This is a genomic window from uncultured Croceicoccus sp., from assembly GCF_947496385.1.
Taxonomy (GTDB): Bacteria; Pseudomonadota; Alphaproteobacteria; order Sphingomonadales; family Sphingomonadaceae; genus Croceicoccus.
In genome coordinates, this window is record NZ_CANMCP010000006.1 from 155,641 (window position 1) to 174,648 (window position 19,008).

Below are 19,008 nucleotides of genomic sequence, written 5' to 3' on the forward strand. Positions count from 1 at the left end.
ACCCGGTCAATATCCCGTATATCGTCCAGGCTTGTGATAGGCGATCAATATGCCGCTCACCGCCGCGACGGACAGCACGGAATAAATCACGAGTTCCGACGGGATGGCGGTCACCGCGACCGCGATAATAGACGCGTCGAGCACGAAGCTCAGCCAGCCGACATTCCAGCCGAACTTCTTTTCAAGGAAAATGGCGAGGATCGTCACCCCGCCAACGCCGGCCTTGTGCCGCAACATGGCGAGGATGCCCGCACCCGCCGCCGTCCCGCCACCCACCGCCGCAAACGCGGGATGAATGGCCGAAATGTCGAGAGAGATGCGGGTGATCGCCGCGCAAACGGACACCAGCGTGACGGCCGCGATCGACTTTATCAGGAATCCCCGCCCCATCGCCGACAGCGCCAGCACGAAAAACGGCAGGTTCAAGGTCCAGAACCAACCGTCGACGGTCCATCCCACCTTGTACGTCATCAACAGGGCGACCCCGCCCATGCCCGCTGTGACGATGCCGCTCGCCTTCATCAAGGTGAGCCCGATCGCCATCAGCAACGCACCGGTCACGAGCCCATAGATATCTTCCGCAACGCCGTGGGGTCGAGGTTGCGGAAATGCGGTGTCTTGCGTCTTTTCGGTCACCGGACCGCCGCTATCCCAGCGCGGCGTCTCCGGCAAGCGCCGGCATTACCGGCACGTCAGAATCCCGTTATTTCTTGGGACCCCCTGTCAGCTGGCTCGCGCGGCGTTCGTCTTCGGGATAATCCTGCGGCCTGACTTCGGAATTGAATTTCGCCGTGTTGTGCAACTGGCTGTTGCCGGCGGGGTTCTCCCCCTTGGGCATGTCGTCCGGATCCTTGTTCGCCGAATCCGCTGGCTTGCCCTTGCCCGGTACAGCGCCGGGATCGACAGCGTTTTCCTTGGCCGGATCGGGGCGTTTGGGAACGGGGGTGTATTCGTCGTCGCTCATGCGGTTTCTCCTTTGCATGACCAACGGTCGAAAACCGCGCCCCGTTCCATCACGCCTCAGATATGCAGCGCCTTGCCATAGGCGGACAGCACGCTTTCATGCATCATTTCGGACAAAGTCGGATGCGGGAACACCGTATTCATCAACTCCGCCTCGGTCGTTTCCAAGGTCTTGCCAACGACATAGCCCTGAATCAATTCGGTCACCTCGGCGCCGATCATATGCGCGCCGAGCAATTCGCCGGTCTTTGCATCGAACACCGTCTTGATGAACCCTTCGGCCTCGCCCAGCGCGATCGCCTTGCCATTGCCGATGAACGGGAAATTGCCGACCTTCACCTCGTGCCCGGCCTCTTTCGCCTTGGCCTCGGTCAGGCCGACGCTGGCGATCTGCGGGTGGCAGTAGGTACAGCCGGGAATATTGTTGCGGTCGAGCCCGTGGGGGTGAACGTCCTTGTTGCCGAGTTCCTTGGCGATGGATTCGGCGGCGGCCACGCCTTCGTGGCTGGCCTTGTGGGCGAGCCACGGGCCGGGCGTGCAATCGCCGATCGCCCACACGCCATCGACCCCGGTGCGTCCGAAATCGTCGATCTGGATGAAGCCGCGCTCCATCTTCACGCCCAGGCTTTCCAGGCCCACGTCCTCAGTATTGGGCACGATCCCGACCGCGGAAATAACGTGGCTGAACTCGGTTTCGGTGACCTTGCCATCCGCGCTCTTGATCTTCGCCTTGACGCCCTTCGCGCCGACGTCGAGCGCTTCGACACCTGCGCCCGTGACGATCTTCATGCCCTGCTTCGTCAACGCTTTCTGAAGGAATGCGGACACTTCCTCATCCTCCACCGGCACGATCCGGTCGAGCATTTCGACCACGGTCACATCCGCGCCCATATCGTTGTAGAAGCTGGCAAATTCGATGCCGATGGCGCCCGACCCCATGACGAGCAGCTTCGTCGGCATTTCGGACGGCGTCATCGCATGGCGATAGGTCCAGATCCGCTTCCCGTCTGCCTTGGCAAAGGGCAGCTCGCGCGCGCGGGCGCCGGTCGCGACAATGATGTGCTTCGCCGACAATTCCTGCGTCTTGCCATCCTTGTCGGTGACGCACAGCTTGCCCTTTCCGGCGACCTTGCCGGTGCCCATATGCACCGCGATCTTGTTTTTCTTCATCAGGTGCGTCACGCCCTTGTTGAGCTGCGACGCCACCCCGCGCGACCGTTTCACCACCGCGTCGAGATCGGCCTCGATCTCCTTTGCCGCGAGGCCGTAATCCTTTGCATTGTGCATGTAGTGCAGGATTTCGGCCGAGCGCAGCAACGCCTTCGTCGGGATACAGCCCCAGTTGAGGCAGATCCCGCCCAGCAATTCGCGCTCCACGATTGCCGTCTTCAGCCCGAGCTGCGCGGCGCGGATCGCCGCCACATAGCCGCCCGGCCCCGAACCCAGAACGATCACGTCATAGCTGTCAGCCACTGAAAAACTCCTAACCACTCACCGGGCGCGGACGCCCGTTATCGTCGATTGCAACGAAGGTGAACCGCGCCTCGGTCACCTTTACGCGTACCTCTTCATGCCGGTGACGCCGCCATGCTTCTACTGCGATTTTGATGGATGTACGGCCCTCGCTCTCGATATAGGCATGCACCGAAACCTCGTCGCCGACCGCGACCGGTTCGTGAAACTGCATCCCGTCCATCGCCACCGTCGCGGCGCGCCCCTTGCACCGGCGCGAGGCGACGAGCCCCGCACCCATGTCCATGAGGCTCATCAGCCAGCCGCCGAAAATATCGCCATAGGCATTGGTATCGGCGGGCATCGCGGTCATGCGGATGACCGGTTCGCCGTCGGGCTGGACCTCAGCGACGCCGCCCCCCGCCATCAGGCCAGAAGATCCAGCGGGTTTTCGACAAGATCCTTGAACGTGGCCATCAATTGCGCGCCGTCCGCGCCGTCGATGGCACGGTGATCGAAGCTCCCGGTGGCGCTCATCACCGTGGCGATCTGCAGCGCGCCATCGATGACATGCGCGCGCTTTTCACCCGCGCCGATCGCCATGATCATGCCCTGCGGCGGGTTGATGACCGCCTCGAACTGCTTGATCCCGTACATGCCCATGTTGGACAGCGACGCCGTGCCGCCCTGGAACTCGTGCGGCTGAAGCTTGCCATCGCGGGCGCGCGCGGCGAGATCCTTCATCTCGGTCGAGATCTTGGAAACGGACTTGCCGCCTGCATCGGTGATGATCGGCGTGATGAGGCCCGCCGGGACCGAAACGGCAACCGAAATATCGGCGCGCGTGAAGCTGTAAAGCTCGTCGCCCGCGAATTGCACATTGCACTTGGGCACCATTTCGAGCGAGCGGGCGAGCGCCTTGATCATCAGGTCGTTGACCGAAAGCTTCACATCGCGCGCGGCCAGCGTCGCATTGAGCTCGCCCCGAAGTTTCAGCAGCGCATCGAGGCGAATATCCACGGTCAGGTAGATATGCGGCACCTGCTGCTTCGATTCGGTGAGGCGGCGGGCGATGGTCTTGCGCATGCCCGAAAGCTTTTCCGCCTCGTGCGGAATGTCCGGCGCGGCCGATTTCGGCGCCGGTCCGGGTGCGGGTGCGGCGGCAGGCGCAGCCGTTTCGGCGGCGGCCTTCTGCTGCCCCGGTTTTGCATTTTCGACATCGGCCTTGATGATGCGGCCATTGGGGCCGCTGCCGCTGATCGCCGAAAGGTCGAGGCCCTTTTCCGCCGCGATCCGCTTGGCGAGCGGGGATGCCACGATACGGCCCCCGCCGGTCGGCGCGGGTGCGGGTGCCGGGGCGGGCGTTTCGCGCGTGCGGGCCTTCTCGCCCTCGACCTTTTCCTTGCGGTCCTGCGTTTCGACCTTCGTCGCGTCGCTGCCGCCATCGGAGGCGGGCGCGGATGGCGCCGAAATCGCGCCGGCATCCTCGCCTTCTTCGGCCAGCATGGCGATGACCGTGCCGACCTTCACGTTCTCGGTGCCTTCATCCACCGCGATGGCCGCGATCGTGCCTTCATCGATGCATTCGAACTCCATCGTCGCCTTGTCGGTTTCGATTTCGGCGATGATGTCACCGGGTTCCACCTTCTGTCCCGGCTCGACCAGCCACTTGGCGAGAGTGCCCTCCTCCATCGTGGGGGACAGGGCGGGCATCTTGATTTCGATCGGCATGGGCTTCCTTCGCGATCCTTGGCTCACATTTGATCGCCTTGTTGGGGGGACGGCCCGCCGCGGTCAAGGGCGTAAGCCGCCGACTTGCCAATAATGCGTTCATGGCCCAGTCTGGACCCCAGGGCACAGAGGGGACACCACGCCACATGCGTACATATCTCGTCATCATGGACGAAACGCCGGAGGCGAAGGTCGCTTTGCGCTTTGCATCGCGCCGCGCGGCGAAAACCGGGGGGTCGGTGCATCTCATCGCGCTCGTCCCGAAACAGGCCTTCGTCGCGTTCGGCGGCGTCCAGGCCACGATCGAGGAGGAGGCGAAAAGCCGCGCCGAAGTGCTCGTCATGGCGGCGGCGGGAAGCCTGCTCGCCGAAAGCGGGCGGATGCCGTCAATTTCCGTCCGCGTCGGCGACGGGGCGAAGGTGGTGCAGGACTACCTTACGGAAAATGCACAGATTGCCGCGCTCGTTCTCGGCGCCGCGGCGGAGGGCTCTCCGGGTCCGCTGGTGCACCATTTCGCCAATCACAAGGCGGGGCAGCTCCCCTGCCCGCTCATGATCGTACCCGGCGGGCTCAGTGAGGAAGATATCGACGCGCTGAGCTGAGCCTGCCTATTTCTTCTTGCGCCCCTGATGCCGGATATTGCCGGGGCGGCCGCGCTTGCCGACGATGTGCTTGCCCTGCGCGTCCTTTTTCGGGCCGCGGTCCTTCGTGCGCGCCTTGCCCTTGTGCACGATCTTTTTGCCGCGCGGTTCGACCTTGCCTTCCTGCTCGGGCAGCTCGAACTTCAACGCACCGCTGAGCGGGTTCGCCTCCGCCAGCCGCAGTTTCAGCCGGTCGCCGACCTTGTATTCGGTGCCGGTATCGCTGCCGACCAATTTCTGCGCCTTTTCCTCATAGACGAAATATTCATCGCCGATGGTCGAAATCGGCAGCAATCCGTCACCCCCGAAATTGAGGATCGTCGCGAACAGGCCGAATTTCTGCACGCCGGTCACGCGGGTGTCGAACACCTCGCCGACCTTCCCCGAAAGCCACGCCGCGACATAGCGGTCGATGGTGTCGCGCTCCGCCTCCATCGCGCGGCGCTCGGTCTTGCTGATCGCCTCGGTGATCGATTCGAGGCTGGCGCGATCCTTGTCGGACAGGCCGGAGCGGGCCGGAATGTCGCGGTCCTGCGGCTTGGGTTGTTCGAGGTTGAACGCATCGACCAGCGCCCGGTGCACGAGCAGGTCGGAATAGCGGCGAATGGGCGAGGTGAAATGCGCATAGCTTCCGAGCGCTAGCCCGAAATGCCCCGCGTTCTGCGGCCCGTAATACGCCTGCGTCTGGCTGCGCAGCACCTGCTCCATGATAAGCGCGCGCTCCGCATCGTCGGCCGTATCCTTGATCAGCCGGTTGAAGATCCCCGGCGTGATCACCTGCCCCAGCGTGAAATTGCGGTCGTAGGTGGCGAGGTAGTCCTTGAGCGCCATCAGCTTTTCGCGACTCGGCGTTTCATGAATGCGATAGACGACGGGCGCGACCTTGCTCTCCAGCGCCTTGGCCGCCGCGACATTGGCGGCGATCATGAATTCCTCCACCACCCGGTGCGCGTCGAGCCGTTCGCGCACGGCGATCTCCTCGATCCGCCCCGCCTCGTTCAACACCACGCGCCGTTCCGGCAGGTCGAGATCGAGCGGATCGCGGGCCTCGCGCGCGGCGTTGAGCACCTTCCAGCAGGCCCACAGATGGCGCAGGCTTTCATCCGCGCTGTCATCGTCGATGCGGCTTTGCGCATCCTCATATGCGATGACCTCGGAAATCTTCACGATGGCGCGGGTAAAGCGCCAGTCCTTGATCTTGCCCTTCGCATCGACGGTCATGTGACACGCCATCGCGGCGCGCGGCTCCCCCTCGCCCAGCGAACACACGTCGGCGGACAGGATTTCGGGCAGCATCGGCACGACCCGGTCGGGGAAATAGACCGAATTGCCGCGCTTCCTCGCCTCGCGGTCGAGTGCGCTGCCCGGCCGCACGTAATAGGACACGTCGGCGATGGCGACGATTGCCTTCCACCCGCCTGCATTGGCGGGGTCGTCGTCCGGCGCGGCCCAGATCGCATCGTCATGGTCGCGCGCATCGGCCGGGTCGATGGCAACGATGGGCAGATGGCGCAAATCTTCGCGACTGTCGGCGGACACGGGCAGTTTCGCCGCCGCCTGCGCCGCATCCTTCACCGCGTCGTCGAAGTGAAAGGGGATTTCGTGCTTTGCAATCGCGATCAGGCTGAAAGATTTCGGCTCGAGCGGGTCGCCGAGGATCTGCGTCACCTTCACGCCGGCACGGGGCGATTTGCCGGTCGGCTCGGCCAGCACGAGCTGGCCTTCTTCGGCCCCGCCAAGATCGGCGATGGCGGCAGAATTGCGCACCGATTTCTCGATCGGGGCGAGCCAGCCCTTCCCCGTCTTGTCAATCTCGACGACGCCCATCATCGCGGTCTGCGCATCGGGCAGTTTCTTCATCACATGGGCGAGCCAGCCCGTGCCCGTCTCCTCCGTCCGGGCAAGCACCCGGTCGCCCTTGCGCAGGGCGGGAAAGGCGCGGTTGCCCTTCCCCTTGCCGCCCGCCTGTTTCCGGTCGACGACGCGCAGCCGTGGCGGCAACTCCCCGCTGTCGGGCGACCAGCTTTCGGGAACGGCGATGGGCACGCCATCCTCGATATCCGCAACGCGCAACACGGTCACGCGCGGCAGGCCACCCATACTGTGGAACGCGGATTTCTTCCCGTCGATCAGCCCCTCTTCGGCCATGTCGCGCAGCAGCGCCTTGAGCGAGATCTTCTCCTGCCCCTTGAGGCCGAATTCGCGCGCGATTTCCCGCTTTCCGGTGGGGGTTTCGCTCGTCTTCACGAACTCCAAAATCTGTTCTTTCGACGGCAGTCCCTGAAATTTCTTCGATTTTTCGTTCATGGCTCCCATGTGGGCCGCACCTGCGCGATACGCAAGCGCGTTCGCCCGGTTGCAAATGCAATCGCGTGCCCTATCACCCGGCAAAGACCTGCCGACCGGAGCCGACCCATGACCCAATTCGTTTCGCCCGATACGCTGCGCGCACGCTTCTCCGCCGCGATGTCGGCGATGTACCGGGCCGAGGTGCCGCTTTATGGCGAATTGCTCGACATCGTGGCGTCGGTAAACGCGCGCTCCGGCGGGGCGGCGACGCACGATGGCGGGCGGCTGGGCGAGGAACGCCACGGCGCGATCCGCGTGGGCACGGCGGCGGAATTGCGCGCGATGCGGCGCTTCTTTGGAGTGATGGACATGGAGCCTGTCGATTACTACGATCTTTCGGTGGCGGGTGTGCCGGTGCATTCGACTGCGTTTCGCCCCATCACCGCGGGCGGCATGGACGCCAACCCGTTCCGCATGTTCTGCTCGCTGCTCCGGCTCGAACTGATCGAGGATGCGGCGCTGCGCGATCGGGCTGCGGATATTCTGGAGGCGCGGCAGATCTGCTCGACGCGGCTGATGGAACTCATCGCAAAGGCGGAGGAGACGGGCGGGCTGGCGCCAGGCGATGCCGACGCGTTTCTGGAGGAGGGGCTGAACGTCTTTCGCTGGCACGATACGGCGCGGGTCGATGCCCAGACCTATGGCGAATTGCACGATGCGCACCGCCTTATTGCCGACGTGGTCAGTTTTGCCGGACCGCACATCAACCATCTGACGCCGCGCACGCTCGACATCGACGCGGCGCAGGCGGAAATGATCGCCCGCAATATCGACGCCAAGGATCAGATCGAAGGCCCGCCGCGCCGCGCGTGCCCCATTCTCCTGCGTCAGACCAGTTTCAAGGCGCTGTCGGAAACGGTGTCCTTCGGCGGCGACGACGCAGGTGCCCACACCGCCCGTTTCGGAGAGATCGAGCAACGCGGCGCCGCGCTTACGCCCAAGGGCCGCGCGCTATACGACGAATGCCTCGCCGATGCGCGCGCGGCAGGCGGCGATTACGAGGCTGCCTTGCGCGAATCCTTTGCCCGCTTTCCCGACGACCTCGACGCGATGCGTGAGGAAGCGCTCGCCTTTTTCCGCGACGGACATCCGGTCACCTACGAGGATTTCCTGCCCGTGAGCGCAGCCGGCATTTTTCAGTCCAATCTCGGCGCCGAAACGAGCAGTGGACATGGCGAAGCCGGATCGGCGCGCGACGCGTTCGAGGATGCGCTCGGCATGGCGGTACACGATCCCTTCGCCCTCTATCGTGCGGGCGCCGACGACGCGCCGTAGGGAACCTGCTGCACGATCGCGATTTGAGCAGGAATGACCGCCTTTCCCGCCGACGCGAACGATCCGCCAGCGCCTGCTGCGCGTATGCGGGTCGCGCTGTGCTACGCGGCGCGGATGGGGCGGCTGTGTCCGGTGGAAAACCCGCGCCGCTTCACCGAATTTGTGCAGCATCGCAAGCTATACGATCGCGACCCCGCCATGCCGCGCCTGCTCGACAAGCTCTACGCCAAACGGCTCGTTGCTGGCCGCCTCGGCTTCGACTGGGTGGCGCCGCTCGCGTGGGAGGGGGCGGCATTGCCGGCGCGGTCGCCCGTGTCGGGGCGTGCGATGCTGAAATCGCGGCACGGCTGTAATCAATATCGCGCGCTCGGCCCGTCGCTGGCGCCGGGCCGGTGGGAGACCGTGCGCCGCCAAGCGCATCGCTGGCTGCGCTCGCCTTATGGTGTGTGGCTCGACGAATGGGCCTATCGCGATGTGCCGCGCGGCCTGATGATCGAGGGGTGGCTCGGCGATGGCGCCACGCTGCCGGTGGATTACAAGATCTACGTATTTGGCGGCGCGGCCACCCATGTGCAGGTGCACACCGGGCGCGGCGGGGGGCGGCATCGCTGGCACCTGCATGACCGGGACTGGAAACGGCTCGATGGCGGCGCAGCGCTTCCCCGGCCGCGCAGCGTCGACGCGATGATCGAGGCGGCGGAAATGCTGTCGGGCGCGATGTCCTTCGTGCGCGTGGACTTCTACGAATTGCACGGGCGCCCGGTGTTCGGCGAATTCTGCTTCTACCCCGGATCGGGGCTGGACCGGTTTTTCGACGATGCGACCGATCTTGCGCTGGGCGGGCTCTGGGCGCTCGCGCTATCGACGCAAAATCCGGTCGCGCGCCTTGACGAGCGGACCGTTCACTCCCCCTCGGAAGTGTCGAGCGGATAGAACGCGCCGCCCGGAACCGCCGCGGCGACCGGGCTTTCCGCCTCACCGGCGCGCGCGCTGACCCCGACGATCCAGTCGTCACCGCGCAACCCGTCGAGCGTCACCATATGCGTCGCGCCATCGGTTTCGCGCAGCAATTCCCACTGCGCATCGTCGGTCCGCCGGCGCCAGATGCGATAGCCCGTTGCCCCTTCACTCGGTGTCCACTGCACCGTGGTAAAGGTCTGCACCGCGGCTTCGGCGGACACGCGCGGAGGCATCGGCGCCTGCGCGAGCGCGGCCAGCGTCTCGACGTTCAGCCGCGTGACCTTGGCAAGATAGGGGAAATCCATTTCCTCGACCGTGTCGCCGTAGGTCACGCCATCCTCGGTGCGCAGATCCTGATGCTGATGCTCGTAATCCTCGACCGCGACGGAAAAACGGATGGCGGGATAGCCCATCGCCTGAAACGGCAATTGATCGCCGCCGCGCCCCATGCGGTCGGCGCGATAGATCTGACGAACGGCGAGCGTATCATCCGTATCGGCGCTCGCGATGCCGGCGATATAGCGCGACAGATTGCGCGACGGGCTGTCGTTCTCGCCGCCGTTGCGGCGCATGGCACTGCGCAATTCGTCGGTGGAATCGGAACGCAGCGCCTCCGAAAAGACGCGGACATGCGCGTCGTCCGACTTTCCGTCCGAACCGTGCGAGCCGCCGACGATGTCGTTGTTCAGCACCGCCTTCACGGTCCAGCCCTGCTCCCGCGCGTAATCCGCCATCAGCTTGCCGCCGTAAAGGCCCTGCTCCTCACCCGAAAGCACGGCATAGACGATGGTCGTGGGATAGTCATGTTGCGACAGCGTGCGCGCCGCTTCGAGCACGAGCGCGGTGCCCGATGCGTTGTCATTGGCGCCGGGTGCATCGCTTTTCCAGTCCATCACATCGCTGGCACGGCTGTCGATATGGGCCTGCACGATGACGACCTCGTCGGGACGCTCGGTGCCGGGCTGTATCGCCACGACATTGACGAGGCGGACCGGCGTTTCGATGCGATTGCCCGACACCATGCGTTCGGGCGTGACGATCGTGAGACAGCCGCCGCACGCCTCGCTCGCCCGGCGGAATTCCGCCTCTGCCCAGCGGCGGGCCGCGCCGATGCCGCGCGTCGCGCTGTCCTGCTCCGAAAGCGTATGGCGCGTGCCGAAACCGACAAGGCTTTCGACATCGGCGCGCAGACGGTCCTGCGATACGGGGGCGGCGACCGACGATGCGGGCGACGGATCATGCGCGAAGGCAGGGGCGACGCCGAGCGAGAGGAGCAATGGAGCGGAGAGAAGCGCGATGGTTTTCATCCGCCGACGATGCCCGCCAAATCACCCTGCGGCAAGAGCAGGCGATCGCCCGCGCGCCAAACCCGCCTAGTAGGTGCGGCCGATATAGATCGTCTCGACCGCCTTATCCCCGGTAAAGAAGCACGGCGCATCGGGCACGTCGGCATCGAGCGCGGAATTGCGAATCGTGATCTTCAGCGTTTTCAGCTTTTCCACGATCGCGTCGAGCGCGGCGCCGGTCGGGCGCGACCATGGCACCGCGACCCAGCCCGGCTTCGTCTCGCTTTCGCGGAAATGATCGGCCAGCGTCTCGAAATCGGTGACGTCGTAACGGATCGCGGCATCGCGCCGTTCGCGGGCACGCTCGAACAGGGTCTGCTGAATCTCCGCGAGGATACCGCCGGCGCAGAACACGAAATCGTGCCGGTCCTGCAAGGCGAAATCGGGCTTTCCGTCATCCTCGCGCCACAGCGCATCGCGGCGCAGGACCGAAAGCTTGTCGCCCTCCATGTCGCGGGGGCCGACCTCGATGATAAGGGGCGCACCCTTGCGGACCCAGCCCCAGCGTTTCACCGCCGTCTTGCCCGGCTTGCGATCGACGAGCACGCGGATCGGCTCGCGGAAGACGTCCTGCCCGATGAGCGCGGTGCGCACTTCCTCGCAATAGTTGATGATGTCGGCGTCCTCGTCCTTGCCGCGCAGCAAGGGCAGGATGACGATCTGATGCGGGGCGACGCGGGGCGGCACGGCCAGCCCGTCATCGTCGCCATGGGTCATGATGACGCCGCCGATCATGCGGGTGGACACGCCCCAGCTCGTCGTGTGGCAAAGCTGCTGCTGCCCCTCGCTGTCCTGGTAACGGATGTCGGCGGCCTCGGCGAAGGTCGTGCCGAGGTAATGGGACGTGCCTGCCTGCAATGCCTTGCCGTCCTGCATCATCGCCTCGATGCTGAAGGTCGCATCGGCGCCGGGGAAACGCTCGTTCTCCGGCTTTTCCCCCGCGATCACCGGCATGGCCAGCACGTCCTCGGCAAAGGCGCGATAGACCTCGAGCATTTTCAGCGTCTCGTCCATGGCGTCGGCCTTGTCGGCATGGGCGGTATGCCCCTCCTGCCACAGGAATTCGCTCGTGCGCAGGAACATGCGGGTCCGCATTTCCCAGCGCACGACATTGGCCCACTGGTTGATCTTGAGCGGAAGATCGCGCCAGCTCTGCACCCAGCGGTGCATCGCCTGACCGATCACCGTTTCCGACGTCGGCCGCACGACAAGCGGTTCCTCAAGCTCGGCATCGGGATCGACGACGAGCTTGCCGTCCTCCGCCTTCAGCCGGTGATGCGTGACGACGGCCATTTCCTTGGCGAAACCCTCGACATGCTCCGCCTCTTTCCCGAAATAGGAAAGCGGGATGAAGATCGGGAAATAGCAATTGTCATGACCGGTCAGCTTGATCTGTTCGTCCAGAAGCCGCTGAATCCGTTCCCAGATGCCCCAGCCCCACGGCTTGATGATCATGCACCCGCGCACGCCCGATTCCTCGGCCAGATCCGCCTGGGACACGACCGCCTGGTACCAGGCGGCGAAATCGTCCTCGCGCTTGATGTCCAGCGCATGGCGAATCGTCGGAAATTGGGCGTCGGTCTTGGCGGCCACTGCGTACCTCGGGTATAGAGCATATCAATAAAGGGGTGACGGCTGTCCTGCCGCACCCCTGTCGGGAACGCCCTATTCCCAAGCGCTCCATTTGCCAAGCGTGGCGTGCTATTTGATGAGCTTGTTCAGCTGGTTTTGCATCTCGGCCATTTGCCGGCGCAGCGTTTCAAGCTCGGCCTCCTTGCCCTCGTCGCTCGTCGCGCTCGCGTCGCCCTCGGGCCGGTCCTCGCCCTGCGGCGCGCCGCTGTGCTGCGCTCCGCCGGGCATGAACGCATTGGTCGCGGCGGTGAACATCGCCATGTTCTGCTGCGCCAGCTTGGCCAAGGGATTGGAGCCGAGGCTTTCCTCGAACGTCTTGCGCATCTTCATCTGGTTTTCGCGAAAATGCTGCATCGACATTTCGAGATAATGCGGGATCATCGACTGCATCGAATTGCCGTACATCGAAATCAGATCGCGCAGGAAACTCACCGGCAACATCTGCGATCCGCCCGCGGCCTCTTCGTCCATGATGATCTGCGTCAGGATCTGATGCGTGATGTCGTTGCCGCTCTTCGCATCGACGACCTGAAACTCGACCCCTTCGCGCGTCATCTTCGACAGGTGATCGAGCGTGATATAGCTGGAGCTGTCGGTGTTATACAGGCGCCGGTTGGCATATTTCTTGATGATGATGACACCATCTTCGCGCTTCTTTTCCGCCATATCCATGCCCATCACTACTGAACGACCCCGCCGGATTGCGGATTTTCACGTTGCTGCACACGCTCTTAGCATGCGCAGCATTGACGGGGCAAGCGCCGCTTACCCCCGAAGGCGCGGGCCGGACACGGTGAGCAGTTCGTATTGCGACAGGCCGCAGGTCCGCGCCGCTTCCGGCAGGTCGTAACGCGCCGCGACCCAGTCCCCCTCCCCGATGCCGCTATCGCCGAGGTCGATCGCGGTCATGTCCATCGACACGCGGCCAAGAACCGGGAGCGTTCGGCCATCGCACACGAAGCCGCCCTTCCCGCTCCAGCAGCGCAGATACCCGTCGGCATAGCCCAGCGACACGATGCCCACGCGCAAGTCGCGCGGCGCGGTGAAGGTCGCGTTATATCCGATGCTGTCACCCGCCGCGACATGGCGGGCCTGCAATACCATCGCCTCGGGCGTGACGACCTGGCGGATATGCGGGGACAGTTCGGGGCGCGGCACCCCGCCATAAAGCGCGAGACCGGGCCGGGTGAGATCGAAATGGTAATCCGCGCCTAATGCGATCCCCGCACCATTGGCAAGGCTCGCCCGCTGGTGCGGGATCCGGTGCAGCAGGCCTGCGAACGCATCGCGTTGCCGCGCATTGGCCGCGACATCCTCGTCGGCGCAGGCGAGATGCGACATCAGCGTGCCGACCTGCAATTGCTGCAATCTCGCATCGCCGCATTCGTCGGGACGCAGGCCCAGCCGGTTCATCCCCGTATCGATCATGAGATCGCACGACCCGCCGCCGGCCGCGAGCCATCGGTCAACCTGCGTCAGACTGTTGAGTACGGGGCGCAATCCGGTCGCCCGGGCATAGCGCGCTTCCTCATCCGTGGCAGGGCCGTGGAGCACCGAGATCGCATCGGCCGGAACGGAGGCCATGACATCGGGCGCCTCCTGCCAGTGCGCGATGAAGAAATGGCGGCAGCCTGCCTCCCACAGGACGCGCGCCGCCCGCCGTGCGCCGGTGCCGTAGCCGTCCGCCTTCACCGCCGCCCCGGCCGTCGCCCGCCCGGATAACCGGTCCAGCACGCGCCAGTTCGCCGCCAACGCATCTTCGTCAAAAGACAGGCGCAAGGCAGGCGGCGGAAGCGGCACACCTGGCTCATCGCCATTCGCGAGCGGCGGCGTCACTTCGCTCACCCTTCGCGAACCATCGGGCGAAGCGCGTTCGCCGCCGCGTTCCATGCCAGCAACATCGCCCCGTGGCGCCCCGGATAGGCGCGTGCCGGTGCGATCAGGTCGAGCCCCGGCCAGTCGGGCTGCGGTCCGTCGCGGCGCACCCATTCCTCCATCGCCGCGTTCGCCGCCGCGATGTCCTGCGCGTCGCGGCCCGCGGCAGATTCCGCGAAGACCGCCGCACCCGCCTGCCCCACCGCGCAGGCATGGGCCGCGATGCCGACCTCCGCGATCTTGCCGCCCTCGCCGAGCAGCAGGCCCAGCTCGACCCGGCTGCCGCAGCTGGGCGAGCGCGCCTCGCCGCGAATGGAAAAGCGCGAATCCAGCGTAAAGGATGCAAGCCGGGTCGCCGCGGCCAGCACGGCGGGCGTATAGAGCCGGTGCGCGTTCATCGGGTCGCGGCGTCCACTTCGCTGCTCACGCGCTCCATGTCGTCCTCGCCGTCTTCCTCGTCCGCCTGCGCGCGAAAGGCGGCGCGGCGCTGCTCGATATCCTCGACCAGTGCGATGCTGGCCGCGTTGACGAAGGAATAGCTGCGCGCCTTCGCGATCCAGTCGGGCCGCCCCTCCACGCCCCAGATCGTGTCATATCCCAGCACCAGCACCGAAAAGGCCAGCACGACCATGATCAGCCCCTTCACGATGCCAAAGCCCAGGCCCAGCATCCGGTCGACCGCGCCGAGCACCGAGTTGCGCGCGCGCGACCCGGCCCACCGCGCGATCAGCTTCACGATGAGATAGGGCACCATCAACAATACGGCAAAGGCCAGCACCGCCGCGCTCGCCTGCGTGTCGATATACTGCAGCATCCACTGCGTCAGCGGGGTATGCAGCGCGGAGATTGCGATCATCGCGGCGATCCACGCGGCCAGCGCCAGTATCTCATGCACGAACCCGCGCATGAAGCCGCCCACCGCCGCAAAACCGACGATGATAATCACCACGAGATCGAATGCCGTCATGGCGTTATCCGCTATTGGCTCCCCACCACATGGTCAACGAGATTTGGCAATTGCCGCATCGGGTGAAAGCGCGCGCCCGCAACCTTTTCGCCCTTTTCCGCCACCGAGCCCGGCCCGAATGCGCGGTCGAAGCCAAGCTTCACCGATTCGCGAAGACGCAGCGGCGCATGCGCCACGGGCCGAATCTCACCCGCCAGCGACACCTCCCCGAACCACACCGATTGCGCTGGCAAGGCGCGCTCCGACAATGCGGATACCAGCGCCGCCGCCACGGCGAGGTCCGCCGCCGGATCAGTCAGCCGGTATCCCCCAGCCACGTTGAGATAAACCTCCGCCGAGGAGAAAGTGAGCCCGCACCGCGCCTCCAGCACGGCGAGCAGCATCGCCATGCGCCCGTTGTCCCACCCCACGACCGCGCGGCGCGGCGTCGCCCCGCTCTGCAACCGCACGATGAGCGCCTGAATCTCGACCAGCACCGGGCGCGTCCCTTCGAGCGCGGGAAACACCGCACTTCCCGCGAGCGGCTCGTCACGGCCCGACAGGAACAGCATGGACGGGTTCGTCACCTCGACAAGGCCGGCCCCTTCCATGGAAAAGACGCCGATTTCGTCGACCGCCCCGAACCGGTTCTTCAACGCGCGCAGGATGCGATATTGATGCGAACGCTCGCCTTCGAAGCTCATCACGACATCGACCATATGTTCGAGCACGCGCGGTCCGGCGATATTGCCATCCTTGGTGACATGCCCGACCAGCACCATCGCCACCCCGTTCCGCTTGGCATAGCGGATGAGTTCGAGCGCGCAGCCGCGCACCTGGCTCACCGTTCCGGGTGCGCCCTCGATCTGGTCGGAATGCATGGTCTGTATGGAATCGATGATGAGCAGCGCCGGTGGCTCCATATCGCCCAGCGTCGTCAGGATGTCGCGCACCGAGGTTGTCGCCGCAAGGCTCACCGGCGCGTCCGAAAGGCCGAGCCGTTCGGCGCGCAGCCGCACCTGCCCCGCCGCTTCCTCCCCGCTGATATAGACGACGCGCCCGCCCGAGCGCGCCACCGTTGCGCAGGTCTGAAGCAGCAGGGTCGATTTGCCGATGCCCGGATCGCCGCCCATCAATATGGCGCTTCCCGGCACGAACCCGCCGCCCAGTGCGCGATCGAATTCGGCAAGACCGGTCGGGCGCCGTTGCGGGAGCGGGACCGGCGCGTCGAGCGGCACGAAACGGATCGTCTGCCCGCCGCCCGAAAGGTCGTGCTTTGCGGAAAAGACAGTCGGTGCCGCCTCCTCGACAAGGCTGTTCCATTCGGCGCAATCGCTGCATTGCCCCTGCCATCTGGGCGATACGCTGCCGCAGGCCTGGCACACATATTTCCGCTTTGTCTTTGCCATGGCCTCGCCTACCCGGAACAGGAGGGGAACACAACCACGTTGCGGTAAAGCTCCCCCTCCGTTTTCACGCAGGTCTTTTCATCGCGGCGCGGGCCTGCCATCACCGTGGTTATGCGGGAAAAGGAACTGCGGATCGCGCTCGTGTGCTATGGCGGCGTCAGCCTCGCCGTCTACATGCACGGCATCACGAAAGAGGTGTGGAAACTGGCGCAGGCGAGCCGCGCGTTCCGTCTCGACGAACCGCCGCAAACCGGGTCGCAGCGCGCCTATTTCCGGCTTCTCACGCTGATCGCCGAAAAGGGTGAAACGCGGCTGCGCGTGTTGCCCGACATATTATCCGGGGCGAGCGCGGGGGGCATGAACGCGGTGTTTCTCGCAGAGGCGCTCGTGACCGGGCGCTCGCTCGATCCGTTGACGCGGCTCTGGCTTGAAAAGGCGGATAGCGACCTGCTGATCGCGCCGGATGCGATGGCGCGCAACCGGCTCTCCAAATTCTGGGCGACGCCGCTGGTCAAATGGACGTTGAAACGGCCCGGCAATGCCATCAACCGCACGGTGGCGCCCGAAACGCGTGCGGAACTGCGGGAAAAACTGTCGCGGCTCATGCGCTCGCGCTGGTTCGCGCCGCCGTTTTCGGGCATCGGCTTTTCCCGGCTCATCGACGATGCGCTGCTGGCCATGGATGCGCAGATCGCCGGACCGCCGCTGTTGCCGCCGCGCCATCCGATCGACCTGTTCGTCACCGCGACCGATTTTCACGGGCACCGCAGCGTCCTCAAACTGCACAGCCCGGATTTCGCGGTGGAGGCGGAGCATCGCCTGCCAATTTCGTTCCGTGCGCGAAGCGGGGACGGACGGTTGGCGGCGCGGCCCGAGCTCGTGTTCGCCGCGCGCGCCACGGCCAGCTTTCCCGGCGCCTTCCCACCCTTGCGCGTCGGCGAGATTGACACGTTGTTGCAGGAACGCGGCGCCGAATGGCCGGGCCGCGAACGGTTCCTGCGGCGCATCATGCCGCAACATATTGCAGGCGGGGATGTGGAGGACGTCGCGCTCATCGACGGGGCGGTTCTGGCCGGACGCCCGTTTGCAGAGGCGATCGGCGCGCTCGACAACCGGCCCTCCATGCGGGAGGTCGACCGGCGCTTCGTCTATATCGATCCGCACCCGCCGCAACATGCCGATGCCAAGGCCGAGCCGCGCAGCACCGGTTTCTTCAGCACGATCTTCGGCGCGCTGTCCTCCATCCCGCGCGAACAGCCGATCCGCGACGATATCGAACGCATCGCGCAACATTCCGAGGAGGCCGAGCGTGCCCGCGCCATCGTCGATGCGCTCCGCCCGGAGGTGGAGGCCGCGGTCGACCGCCTGTTCGGGCGCACGCTGTTCCTCGACCGGCCGACGCCGGCGCGGCTCGGCAAATGGCGCAACAAGGCGCAGCAGGCCGCGGCCAAGCAATCCGGCTTCGCCTTCCACGGCTATGCCAAGGCGAAATACACGCGCATTCTCGATACGCTGGCCGAAACGATCCGCCGCGCCAATCCGGACGAGGCACCGCCGAGGGGCGGAATCGTCGATGCGTTGACCCGCCATTTCGATGCAGCCGGGCTAGACCGGCTTGCCGCGGACGGCGGCGGGGCGAGCGAGGCGGCCATCTCCTTTTTCCGCACCCATGACATCGCGTTCCGCGTGCGGCGGCTTCGCCTGCTGGCGCGGCGGCTGCTACCGGTGGGGGAGAGCGGGATCGGCGGGCAGCTTACCGCGGCGGAGCGCGAGGGCGCGCGCGACACCGTGTTCAAGGCGCTCGCGCTTTATGGCGAGCTGGAGCAGGTCGAAACGCTGGGGGAGGATTTTGCTGCGCTCGCCGCCGATGCTCTGCGCCATCCCGAACGCGCGATGGCCCGGCTCGCAGACCGGCGCGATCTCAGGCGCACGGATGCCGAGGTCGACGCCATGCTCGCCGAAGCGATGGCGCAATTGCCGCGCGAGGTGCGCCGCACGCTGCTGTTGAGCTATCTCGGCTTTCCCTTTTACGACATCGCCACGCTTCCCATCCTGGGCGGGCGCGGGCCCGACGAATTCGACCCGATCAAGGTGGACCGGATTTCACCCGAGGATGCCAATGCCATCCGTTCGGGCGGCGCGGCGCAGACATTGCGCGGCGTCGAATTCTACCGCTTCGGCGCCTTCTTTTCCCGCGCCTATCGGGAGAACGATTACCTGTGGGGCAGGCTTCAGGGGGCCGATCGCCTGATCGACATCACCGCCTCGACATTGGACGCGGAACACGCGCTGCCACCGCAAATGCTGCGCGATCTGAAGCGCGACGCATTCGCCGCAATCCTCGACGAGGAGGACGAGGACGGCAATTGCAACCCCGACCTCATCGCCCGGCTCCGCGCGGAGATCGCCGACAAATTCTATACGTAGAT

Annotated in this window: 17 protein-coding genes; 4 read left to right on the plus strand and 13 right to left on the minus strand. The window is 65.3% G+C overall.

Annotated features, from left to right (window positions below):
- Window positions 1-6: 6 nt before the first annotated feature.
- The 5 genes from Q0897_RS11230 to Q0897_RS11250 all read right to left on the minus strand — a co-directional run bounded on the left by Q0897_RS11230 (window position 7) and on the right by Q0897_RS11250 (window position 4,146).
- Window positions 7-636 (minus strand): YitT family protein, encoded by a 630-nt coding sequence (locus Q0897_RS11230; RefSeq protein ID WP_299309545.1) that lies wholly within the window; start codon window positions 634-636, stop codon window positions 7-9.
- A 67-nt stretch (window positions 637-703) separates the two neighbouring features.
- Window positions 704-964 (minus strand): hypothetical protein, encoded by a 261-nt coding sequence (locus Q0897_RS11235; protein ID WP_299309546.1) that lies wholly within the window; start codon window positions 962-964, stop codon window positions 704-706.
- Between the two features lie 56 nt (window positions 965-1,020).
- Window positions 1,021-2,436 carry a dihydrolipoyl dehydrogenase gene (gene lpdA / locus Q0897_RS11240; RefSeq protein WP_299309547.1) on the minus strand — a complete coding sequence of 472 codons (1,416 nt, stop codon included), beginning with the start codon at window positions 2,434-2,436 and terminating at the stop codon, window positions 1,021-1,023.
- Between the two features lie 10 nt (window positions 2,437-2,446).
- Window positions 2,447-2,842 (minus strand): acyl-CoA thioesterase, encoded by a 396-nt coding sequence (locus tag Q0897_RS11245; RefSeq protein WP_299309548.1) that lies wholly within the window; start codon window positions 2,840-2,842, stop codon window positions 2,447-2,449.
- A complete protein-coding gene (locus Q0897_RS11250) occupies window positions 2,842-4,146 on the minus strand; it encodes a pyruvate dehydrogenase complex dihydrolipoamide acetyltransferase (protein WP_299309549.1) in 1,305 nt (434 codons plus the stop codon). The genes Q0897_RS11245 and Q0897_RS11250 overlap by 1 nt, the downstream gene beginning before the upstream one ends.
- A gap of 146 nt (window positions 4,147-4,292) precedes the next feature.
- On the opposite strand from Q0897_RS11250, the gene Q0897_RS11255 reads away from it, so the two are divergent.
- On the plus strand, window positions 4,293-4,748 hold the full coding sequence (locus tag Q0897_RS11255; RefSeq protein ID WP_202087784.1) for a universal stress protein: 456 nt from the start codon (window positions 4,293-4,295) through the stop codon (window positions 4,746-4,748).
- A gap of 6 nt (window positions 4,749-4,754) precedes the next feature.
- On the opposite strand, the gene rnr is transcribed toward Q0897_RS11255, so the two are convergent.
- Window positions 4,755-7,094: a ribonuclease R gene (gene rnr, locus Q0897_RS11260; RefSeq protein WP_299309550.1), complete on the minus strand. Its 2,340-nt coding sequence runs from the start codon at window positions 7,092-7,094 to the stop codon at window positions 4,755-4,757.
- 108 nt (window positions 7,095-7,202) lie between these two features.
- Here rnr and Q0897_RS11265 point away from each other — a divergent pair, with 108 nt between their 5' ends.
- Both Q0897_RS11265 and Q0897_RS11270 read left to right on the plus strand, forming a co-directional pair.
- Window positions 7,203-8,411 carry a VOC family protein gene (locus Q0897_RS11265; protein WP_299309551.1) on the plus strand — a complete coding sequence of 403 codons (1,209 nt, stop codon included), beginning with the start codon at window positions 7,203-7,205 and terminating at the stop codon, window positions 8,409-8,411.
- 33 nt (window positions 8,412-8,444) lie between these two features.
- Entirely contained in the window at window positions 8,445-9,344 is a 900-nt protein-coding gene (locus Q0897_RS11270; protein ID WP_299309552.1) for an ATP-grasp fold amidoligase family protein, read from the plus strand.
- Here the strand turns inward: Q0897_RS11270 and Q0897_RS11275 are convergent.
- The 7 genes from Q0897_RS11275 to radA all read right to left on the minus strand — a co-directional run bounded on the left by Q0897_RS11275 (window position 9,314) and on the right by radA (window position 16,579).
- Window positions 9,314-10,678, minus strand: a complete 1,365-nt coding sequence (locus Q0897_RS11275; RefSeq protein ID WP_299309553.1) for a M28 family metallopeptidase — start codon at window positions 10,676-10,678, stop codon at window positions 9,314-9,316. The two genes, Q0897_RS11270 and Q0897_RS11275, sit on opposite strands and share 31 nt — an antisense overlap.
- Window positions 10,679-10,744: 66 nt before the next feature.
- On the minus strand, window positions 10,745-12,277 hold the full coding sequence (gene proS, locus Q0897_RS11280) for a proline--tRNA ligase (protein ID WP_299309608.1): 1,533 nt from the start codon (window positions 12,275-12,277) through the stop codon (window positions 10,745-10,747).
- A gap of 141 nt (window positions 12,278-12,418) precedes the next feature.
- A complete protein-coding gene (gene phaR / locus Q0897_RS11285) occupies window positions 12,419-13,015 on the minus strand; it encodes a polyhydroxyalkanoate synthesis repressor PhaR (RefSeq protein ID WP_299309609.1) in 597 nt (198 codons plus the stop codon).
- 99 nt (window positions 13,016-13,114) lie between these two features.
- The gene (gene alr / locus Q0897_RS11290; protein WP_299309554.1) at window positions 13,115-14,185 is read right to left on the minus strand and encodes an alanine racemase; all 1,071 of its coding nucleotides are present in this window, start codon (window positions 14,183-14,185) and stop codon (window positions 13,115-13,117) included.
- Between the two features lie 5 nt (window positions 14,186-14,190).
- On the minus strand, window positions 14,191-14,622 hold the full coding sequence (locus tag Q0897_RS11295; RefSeq protein WP_299309555.1) for an iron-sulfur cluster assembly scaffold protein: 432 nt from the start codon (window positions 14,620-14,622) through the stop codon (window positions 14,191-14,193).
- A complete protein-coding gene (locus Q0897_RS11300; protein WP_299309556.1) occupies window positions 14,619-15,191 on the minus strand; it encodes a CvpA family protein in 573 nt (190 codons plus the stop codon). The genes Q0897_RS11295 and Q0897_RS11300 overlap by 4 nt, the downstream gene beginning before the upstream one ends.
- 11 nt (window positions 15,192-15,202) lie before the next feature.
- Window positions 15,203-16,579, minus strand: coding sequence for a DNA repair protein RadA (gene radA, locus Q0897_RS11305; RefSeq protein ID WP_299309557.1), 1,377 nt, complete (start codon window positions 16,577-16,579; stop codon window positions 15,203-15,205).
- A gap of 111 nt (window positions 16,580-16,690) precedes the next feature.
- Here radA and Q0897_RS11310 point away from each other — a divergent pair, with 111 nt between their 5' ends.
- Entirely contained in the window at window positions 16,691-19,006 is a 2,316-nt protein-coding gene (locus Q0897_RS11310; RefSeq protein WP_299309558.1) for a patatin-like protein, read from the plus strand.
- The last annotated feature ends 2 nt before the right edge of the window (window positions 19,007-19,008 follow it).